This window comes from Microvirga tunisiensis (assembly GCF_009296175.1).
GTDB lineage: Bacteria > Pseudomonadota > Alphaproteobacteria > Rhizobiales > Beijerinckiaceae > Microvirga > Microvirga tunisiensis.
This window is the reverse complement of the sequence record NZ_VOSK01000254.1, coordinates 1-9238: the sequence shown is the minus strand read 5'-3', so window position 1 is coordinate 9238 and position 9238 is coordinate 1. Positions and strand designations below refer to the sequence as shown.

The following is a 9238-nucleotide window of genomic DNA, read 5'->3' as shown; positions in this document are numbered from 1 at the left end:
TGCAGACCTTCCTCGATGCAATCCCGTTAGCGAAGGAGAAGATGATCGCCGCTTGAAAACATCATCGGACAGATGAGCCCGACCAACTCTCGGACGCCAAATGTCAGATCAAGTTCCAGCTACTACAGCTCAAGCGCCAGTGCCTGGCTCGGCGCATCGACAATCGTGGGTGCCTTGAACGCGAGATCGCCGCCTGGGAGCGTGCGCGCAACGCCTCCGGTGCCGAGATCAAGTGGATGTTCACCACCGAACAAGCCCGCGCCAAGATGGGCCGTGCCTATCCCAACACCGTCCCGAGAGACCCACGCGCCAAAGAGTCATAATCTCTGTGCAGAGGAACTAGGGGGAATTGTCATTGCTGGACGAGAGTGGCGCCACTACCCTCTCCTGCTTTGCGCGAGAGGGTTATTCGCATCAAAGCCCGAAAGGATAGGTCTCCGGCATGCCCTTGCCATGGGCATGGGTCAGCGGCGTTACCGCCCTGGTCTCCTCAAACCAGATGAAGGCATCGAACTGCTCCGCCAGGACGGCCTCGAAGTAATGGCTGTAGAGCTCGGTCTCCGGGCGGTAGACCACGCCGATGGCCCGCTCCAGGCGGGGCCGTGAGAGAACCTCCACCAGCTCGGCCTGGCCGTTTTCCCGCCAATCGGTCAGGAAGCACCCTAGACCCGTATCCCGGAAGACGCGCTCGTGACTGTCGGGCCGCGCCGGCCGCAGGGTCTTGACCTGCATCGGCTCGTCCCAATCGTCCGCAGCCGCCACCGTGCCGCGGTCGGTCCCGAAACCGATCAGCACGGCCTCGCCGTGATAGGACTTGCGGCAAAGCTCTCCGATGTTGAATTCGCCCTGCCAGCCCATCGCCGTGGCGGCGGCATTGCCGATATGAGAATTGTGCGCCCAGACGATCGCTTTGGCGTTCTCGCGCCGGGCGAGCAGGCTCTCCAGGGTTTCGAACATGTGCCGATCGCGCAGATTCCAGGATTCCGTCGCGCCCTCATACATGATCCGGTAGTAGTGCTCGGCCGCGTGGACGATCTTGGCGTTCTGCACCGCATCGAAGAAGGCTTCGCCGCCATCGGCCTGGAGGTAGTCGATGCGTTTGTCGAGAATATCCTGGAGCTGGCGCAGCAATGCCTCGTCGCAAGGCTTCTTCTGTCCTGTCAGGACGGCGCGGCCATAACGGGCGGGGTCCGACTGCCACGGGCTGAGACAAGCGTAGCGTCCCCTCGCTTCCCTGGCCTCCTTCGGATCGACCTTGTCGAGATAATCGAGAACGGATCGGATCGACGAATTCAAACTATAGACATCGAGGCCGCGGAACTCGGCCCGGTCATCGTCCGGGCGCTCCTTGTTGTACTCGCGCATCCAGTTGACGAAGTCATAAACCTCCTCGTTGCGCCACATCCAGGTGGGAAAGCGCTCGAAGGCTGTGTCATCCCCATCGGGAACATGGCGGTGACGCACATAGGCGTCGATGCGTGCCGCATCGGGCCAATCGGCTTCGACGGCAACGATGGAAAAGCCGTGCTGCTCGATCAGGCGCTTCGTGATCGCGGCACGGGCGCGGTAGAATTCCGAAGTGCCATGGGTCGCCTCGCCGAGAAGCACGACTTTGGCATCGGAAAAGCGGTCGAACATAGCGCCGAACGCATCTTCATCGGAAATCGACGGCAGGGTTTCCCCATGCTCGCGCACAAGATCGACGGCTTCCTTGACGGAGGCGTCGTTCTCGCTCTGCTTCCAGGACAACCGGGCCATGGCTTTCGCTCCGCAAGACCGGCACCCTGCGTACCGGCTCCGCCGGAGAACGACCGCGGGACTCGGCTTGTTCCAGGCGATGGACGCACCCGTCGCTGGAAGGAGGATAGGAGATCAGACGGGTGCCGTCACATTCCTTTCCCTGCCGATCGGCTATCCCACCGGCGATCCTATGACACTCTCGCCATGATCGACGCGAACGCTTCCTCGGCGGCGATGACCGTTGCCATCTGCACCGTATGCGCAAAGCGGTAAGCCTCGCCGTAGATCGTCTCATCGGGAAACTCCGTGATAAGGGTCAGAGGCGAGGGATGTCGCTCGTCCGCGGTGATCAGGCAAGGCACATCGCTGATGATCTCGTACGGTGTCCCGCCGGAGTGAATCGAGCAGATTTCGATCTGACGGCGGTTGAACTCGGCCAAGCCCGGTACGGCCGACAGTCCTGTCGTCACGGCTTCGATCAGAGTCCGCGCCGTCTGGCCCCAAGACGGATGATGCCTCATGATCAGGAAGAAGCCCTTCGGGATCGTCCAGAGCTCGAAGCCGCGCGGCAGATAGCCGGTAAACGGCCTCGTCCATTCGTGGGCCGGGTAACCGTGGAAGTTGAGGTGCAGTTGGGCGCCCGACATCTTGAGCGCCTGGTTGCGCGCGCCGATCTCGTAGAGAGGCTCGCTGCGGCCATATTCGAGATCGTTGCCGAGCGAGGTATAACGCGCTGCATGGTGCATGTGGCGCGGATTGCCTTCGCACAGCCGTCCATGCAGCGCATAGCCGTCCGGGTTCTCGACCGGGATATAGGCGATGTTGGTGTCGGGATTGGCCAGCAGGCGGCGCACGGCTCTCAATGTACCGACCGGAGCCGATGTCTCGTTGGCATGCTGCCCGCTGGTGACGAGAACCGCCGGACGCGAACCGGCCCGGTAAATGCCCCGCACGGAGCGTCCTTCCCGAGAGATTCCCTCGAAGGTTTCTCCGGGAAGCACTGCGAGCTCACGATGAATCTGCGCAAGATCGGGCGCGGCATCCGCCGTCTCGATGTCCTGCTCAGGCTTCACGGGGTCCTGCGGCGTTCCGAAAGAGCGCAGCGTCACGCGCACATGCGCATCGCCCTCGCCCGCACGGATATCCGGCACGATCTGGCCCGGCTGCACACTGCGATCCTCGGGAGGACGGCCCGATTTGCGCTTGAAGAATTCGAGCACCGAGAAATAAAAGTCCTCGTGCAGCGCCTCGCGTGTGCTCATGACCTCGTCGCCGTAATCAAGCGGGCGCTCGATGCCCGGGATCGTCACGTCGATGGCGAGCGTCTCCGCATAGGGCTCCGCCTCGGGCCATTCATGCGCGGCGACGACTGCCATCACCTTATGAAAGACCTGTTCGATCTCAGTCTCGAGCGGCTCATCGAGATCCGATGCTTCATCGGGGCGTCCAGTCACCTTTAGCCAACCGGTCGGTGTGAGATCGACCTCGTCGAGGTGGTTGGGCCGAAGTCTGTTCGGCGCAAAGACCACATGCTCCGCCACAACTCCGCTCGTGTACTCGAGCGTAACCAGATAGGTCAGATCCGCGGCGCCGGGCTCGAAGAGGAGCTCGATGCCGTCGAGCAGGGCTGCCAGAGGATAAGCCTCCGAGAGGAAGCGCAGGCGGTCGGCCTCCTCATGCACGGGATAGCGCACGGTGATACGCTTCAGATCGGCGGTATCGATCTCTTCGAGAAAGGTATGGACGAGCGGCTTGTAGGCGCTGCGCAACCGTGCCCGAACGCCGACCTCCGACAACACCGCCTCGGCAGCGCGCCGTGCCGCCTCATCCTCGAACAGCCAGGCCTCGAGCGTCACGCCGCGATGATCGTTCCTGGCCCATTCGCGCAGGAGAGTATCGAGAGTACGCGGGATACGTTCGTCGAGCAAAGTCGTCATCGTGAAGTCTGTCCTGTCGGATCGAGAAGGTCGCGCAGCCAGTCGCCCAGAAGGTTCAGGCCGAGCACGGTGAACATGATGGCAAGCCCCGGAAACACGCTGACCCACCAGGCCGTCTGCAGATAGGTGCGTCCATCGGCCAGCATGCCGCCCCAGCTTGGGATGAGCGGATCGACGCCGAGACCCAGGAAGGTGAGGCTGCTTTCGAGAAGGATGTTGTTGGCCACGTTGAGCGTCATCAGGATGACGATGGGGCCGAGCACGTTGGGCAGGATATGCGTGAAGATGATGCGTCCGTTGCCGACGCCGATGGCGCGGGCCGAGAGAATGAATTCCCGATCTCGCAGCGCCAGCACGGAGGCGCGCACCAGGCGCGCATATTGGACCCATTGCGCGAGGATCATGAAGAAGATCACCTTGTCGACGCCGGTGCCAAGGATGGCGAGGAACATGATGGCGACGAGGATGAAGGGAAGAGCGAGCTGAATATCGGCAAACCGCATGAGCAGGATCTCGGAGATGCCCCGATAGTAGCCCGCAACCAGCCCGACCAGCGTTCCGACGGTCACCGCTCCCATTACCGAGAGAATGCCGACAGTGAGCGAGATCTTGCCGCCGACGATCACACGCGCCAGCACGTCACGGCCGAGGGGATCGGTGCCGAGGGGATGCGCAAGATCCTGGAACGGCGGTGTGAGACGGGCCATGAGGTCCATGCTCTCGCCACCATCGGGGAAGAGAAAACCCGAGAACAGCACGGCCAGTCCCATGCCCCCGGTGAGCAGGAGGCCGAGAACGAGTTCGAGCGATCGAAAGTGCCGGCGCGCCGACGACACAGCCTGAGCGGCAGCCATGGCCCTACTCCGTCCGGATACGCGGATCGATCAGCCCGTAGGCGATATCGACCAGGAGATTGATGAGAACGATGAAGAGCGCGAGCACCGTGATGGTGCCCTGCAGCACCGGGTAATCACGGTTCGAGATGGCATCGAAGGCGAGCGTGCCCATGCCGGGCCAGTTGAACACCCGCTCCACGATGACGATTCCGCCGAACTGCAGGCCGATATAGGTGACGAGCGGAATGGCCGAATTGCGCAGGGCGTGCTTGTAGAGGACGACGCGGTCGCGCAGACCCTTGGAGCGCGCCACCATGATGTATTGCTGCGAGAGCGTCTCCAGCATGGAGGTGCGCACGAGGCGCACATTCGTGGCGGTGAGAATGATCGCCATGGTGAGCGCCGGCATGACGAAACTCTCCGGTCCCTCCATGCCGCTCGGCGGCAGCACGCCGAGCACGATGGAGAACAACAGCACCATCATGATGGCGAGCCAGAAATTCGGGAAGGACAAGCCCACCAGCGACAGGATGCGGATCATCTGATCCGGCCAGCGCCCCCGGTTCACCGCTGCGTAGACTCCGAGCGGCACGGACAGGACAATGGAGGCCAGGAGGGAGGCAAACGCCAGCAGGAGGGTGGCCGGCAAGGCATTGGCAATGAGCATGGAAACGGGCGTTCCGCCCATGAAGCTCTTGCCGAAATCTCCCCTCACCATGCCTTCGAGGAAGCTGAGATACTGAACGTAGAACGGCCGCTCGAGCCCGAGCGACTGCCGGATGTTCTGCAGGTCCTGCTCGGTGACATTGCCGCCCCCCATCAGCATGATCGCAGGATCGCCCGACAATCTGATCGCGAACGAGACGATCAGAGTCACTGCGAGGACCACGAAAACAGCCTGCAACAATCGTTTGAGGATGAAGCCCGCCATGAGGTGGTCCTTCTTGCTCTTGGAAAAACGGCCCCGCTCGCGCGGGGCCTTCTCTTATGTCTCAAGACCTCGGACATTCGCCCTGAGGGGCGAAAGATGTCCAAGGCGGCTTTTCACTCCACCGTCGTTTCCGTGAAGCGGAAGCGACGATCTGCAGGAGCATCGAAATTCTTCACCCGCTTGTTCACGCCATAGAGCGTGTTCTGGTTGTAGAGCGGGATCTCAAGCGCTTGATCCGCCACGTAACGTGCGACCTCCTGAAGAACCTTCTCACGCTCCTTCACGTCGTACATCGTACGCTGCTTCTCGAGCAGGGCATTCAGTTTGGGATCGTTGTCATAGGGGTTCCACTTCTCGCCCGAGTGATACATCAGGTAAGCGGTGTTGTCGTAGTCGAAGGTCCATCCGCCCCAGGCATTGTGCCAGGCTTCACCGGTCTTGCCGTTCGGGATGATGTCGTTGAGCAGAACCGGGGGCTCATGCGGCTGGAGGGATGGCTTGAGGCCGAGGGCTTGGAGGAAGCCGGCCGCGGCCTGCGCCACTTCGCGGAAGGTTGCGTCGTTGCCGCGGAAGTCGATCCGCACCGGTGCACCGGCCGGGATCTTCGCCTGCTGCAGCATCTGCTTCGCCTTGGCGAGATCGAAGGGCAGCGGCTTCAGGCTCGGATCGTAGCCGAAGGACAGATCGGACTGGAAGCTTGCAATCGGCTTGGCGTGCCCGAGGAGCACGGCCTTGATGATCGCATCGCGATCAATCCCCATGATCAGCGCCTTGCGGACATTCACATCCTTCGTGATGCCGTCCTTGGTGTTGAGGCGCAGCGCGACGACCTGGGGACCGGTGATGCTGAGGAGGCTCAAGTTGGGGCTTTTCTCCACCGTCGGGGCAAGTCCGAACGGGATGAGGGTTGCGACATCGATGCGGCCCGATTGGAGCTCGGCCACCTGTGTGTTCGCCTCCGAGATGAAGCGGGTCACGATCTTGTCGAGCTTCGGCGCACCGCCCCAATGCTCAGGGAAGGCTTCGAGCGTGAGGCTGACTTTCGGGCTGTATTCCACGAACTTGAACGGCCCGGTGCCGACGGGGTTCATGTTGAAATGGGCGTCGCCCTTTTCCTGAATGTACTTGGGCGGCACGATCATGCCGCCATAACCGGCAAGCTTCGTCAGCAGAACCGGATCCGCCTGCTTCATGACGAAATCGACCGTAGAATCGTCAACAACTTCCACATGGTCGATGGAGTTGTAGTTCGACTGCTGCGGTCCCTTCCTGCCCTCCTCGCCCAGCAGGCGATCGAAGGTGAACTTCACGGCCGCCGCATTGAACGGCTCGCCATTATGGAATTTCACATTCTGACGCAGCTTGAAGCGGATACGATTGTTGTTGTCGAGGAACTCCCACGACGTCGCAAGGCCAGGCTTCAGCTTCATATCGGCGCCACGAGCTGTCAGGCCGTCAAAGATGTTGTTGGCGGCAGACGACCAATCGACCAGGAAGGTATCGATCGGATCCCAGCTACCGGGATCGATGGCAACTGCTGCAGTCAGTGTTCCGGCGGCCTGAGCACCGGATGCCACCAGCGGCGCCAATGCGACAGCGGCCGTCAGGCCGAGCGCTTTCATGGTGGTAGAGAACTTCATCTTATCATCTCCCTCTGGAAAACCGTATGTCACGCAGCCCCGAGAAGCTGGTCGGCCTCGATCGCAACCCAATGTCCCGGCTCCACTTCGCGCATGCGATGAATGGCAGGCTCCTGCCCGACCGGACGCACGGGACTTGGGATCTCGCCCTCGATCCGCGTCTTGGCCCGCTCGTGCTGCGGATCCGCAATCGGCACCGCCGCGAGCAGCTTGCGCGTATAGGAATGCTGCGGGTTCTCGAAGACCGCCTGACGTGGCCCAAGCTCGACGATCTGGCCAAGATACATCACCGCGACTCGATGGCTGATCTTCTCAACCACAGCCATGTCATGGGTGATGAAAAGATAGGACAGCCGCTTCTTCTCCTGCAGCTCCATCAGCAGATTGACGATCTGCGCCTGAATCGACACATCGAGAGCTGACACGGATTCATCCGCGATGACGAGTTTCGGATTGCTCGCCAGCGCCCGTGCGATGCAGATGCGCTGGCGCTGACCGCCCGAGAATTCATGCGGATAACGCTTGGCATGCTGCGACTGCAGACCGACCTGCTCCAGCAATTCGTGCACGCGCCGCTCGCGCGCCTTCCGGTCCGTGATCAGGCCGTGAACGATGATCGGCTCTGCAATGCTGTAGCCCACCGTGTGACGCGGATCGAGCGAGGCGAAGGGATCCTGGAAGATATACTGGATCTCCTGCCGCAGGCGCCGCCGCTCGCCCTGGCTCATGGCCGCCATGTCGCGCCCATCGAAGCGGACCGTGCCGCCCGTTGGCTCGACGAGCTGCTGCAGCGTGCGTCCGATCGTGGATTTACCGCTGCCGGATTCGCCGACCAGCGCCAGTGTCTCGCCGGGATAGATGTCGAAGTTGACCTCTTCCACCGCATGAACCCGATGGGTCACGCGGCCGAAGAAGGTCTTGCCCACATCGAAGCGGGTGGTGAGCTTCTCCACCTGAAGGATCGGCTTCGTGTAATCGGCGGTGTTCTGCTCATGGGTGTCGCCGACGGGCTTGGCCACGCCGCCATCCATCACCATGACGGGCGTGCGCTTGGGGAGCGGCTGCCCTTTCAAACTGCCCAGGCGTGGCACGGCGGAGAGAAGGGCTCTGGTATAAGGATGCCGGGGTGCTGCGAAGATGTCACGCACCGGCGCCTGCTCCACCTTCTCGCCCTTCCACATCACCACCACGTCGTCGGCCATCTCGGCGACCACGCCCATGTCATGCGTGATGAAGATGACCGCGGTACCCATCTCCTGTTGCAGATCGCGAATGATGTTGAGGATCTGCGCCTGGATCGTCACGTCGAGCGCCGTCGTCGGCTCGTCGGCGATCAGAAGCTTCGGATTGCAGGCGAGCGCCATGGCGATCATCACGCGCTGGCGCATGCCGCCGGAGAGCTGGTGCGGATAGCGGTCGAGCAGCCTGTCCGCGTCGGGCAAGCGCACCTTCTGCAGCAGATCCTTCGCCCGCAGGCGCGCATCCCGTCCGTTGAGGCCCTGGTGCAGGATCAGGGTCTCGGAAATCTGGTTGCCGATGGTGAAGACGGGATTGAGCGACGTCATCGGCTCCTGGAAGATCATCGCGATGTCGTTGCCGCGGATCTCCCGGAGTTTGCTGTCGGGCGCCTTGACGAGATCGATCGCCTCGCCGCCATCTGGACGGAACAGCACCTGCCCGCCGGTGATGCCCCCGCCCGTATAATCGGTCAGACGCATGATCGCCAGGGAGGTGACGGATTTGCCCGATCCCGACTCGCCGACGACGGCCAGGGTCCTGCCCGGCTGCACATCGAAGCTGACGTCCTTGACGGCCTTGAAGGCTCCGCTTCCCGTTCCAAACTCCACCGACAGGGAGCGAACCGACAGGAGAGATTGGTCCTGAGACCTACGATTGGCAGTGTCCGACATCCATCCACGCTCGTGAGAAGGTACTGACCTCACCGGAAGTTGGATCAGTATCTCTTTGATACCTGCAATCCATCACAGCCATCGTGCCGATACGTCAAGCACTGTTTGCGTCAGACTAGAGCGCGTTGACATTCATTTGGTCCAGATGAACGCGCTGACGAGGCAAAGGATTGACATAAACGCCCGTGGGGTCTGTTCGTAGCGCGTGGCGATGCGTCTGAAGTGCTTGATTTTCAGGAAGAAG

At 61.7% G+C, this 9238-nt stretch carries 6 protein-coding genes; all 6 read right to left on the bottom strand.

The genetic code is table 11. From position 1 onward, the window contains the following. Positions 1-414: 414 nt before the first annotated feature. The 6 genes from FS320_RS32405 to FS320_RS32380 all read right to left on the bottom strand — a co-directional run bounded on the left by FS320_RS32405 (position 415) and on the right by FS320_RS32380 (position 8994). Positions 415-1758 carry an erythromycin esterase family protein gene (locus FS320_RS32405; RefSeq protein WP_152716544.1) on the bottom strand — a complete coding sequence of 448 codons (1344 nt, stop codon included), beginning with the start codon at positions 1756-1758 and terminating at the stop codon, positions 415-417. Positions 1759-1928: 170 nt separating this feature from the next. Next, complete coding sequence (locus FS320_RS32400; protein ID WP_152716543.1) at positions 1929-3677, bottom strand: M14 family zinc carboxypeptidase; 1749 nt, start codon at positions 3675-3677, stop codon at positions 1929-1931. Then, positions 3674-4531, bottom strand: a complete 858-nt coding sequence (locus FS320_RS32395; RefSeq protein ID WP_152716542.1) for an ABC transporter permease — start codon at positions 4529-4531, stop codon at positions 3674-3676. The genes FS320_RS32400 and FS320_RS32395 overlap by 4 nt, the downstream gene beginning before the upstream one ends. Positions 4532-4535: 4 nt before the next feature. Then, positions 4536-5444, bottom strand: a complete 909-nt coding sequence (locus FS320_RS32390; protein WP_152716541.1) for an ABC transporter permease — start codon at positions 5442-5444, stop codon at positions 4536-4538. A 113-nt stretch (positions 5445-5557) separates the two neighbouring features. Continuing rightward, positions 5558-7084, bottom strand: a complete 1527-nt coding sequence (locus FS320_RS32385; RefSeq protein ID WP_152716540.1) for an ABC transporter substrate-binding protein — start codon at positions 7082-7084, stop codon at positions 5558-5560. Positions 7085-7113: 29 nt separating this feature from the next. Continuing rightward, positions 7114-8994 (bottom strand): ABC transporter ATP-binding protein, encoded by a 1881-nt coding sequence (locus FS320_RS32380; protein ID WP_152716539.1) that lies wholly within the window; start codon positions 8992-8994, stop codon positions 7114-7116. Between the last annotated feature and the right edge of the window lie 244 nt (positions 8995-9238).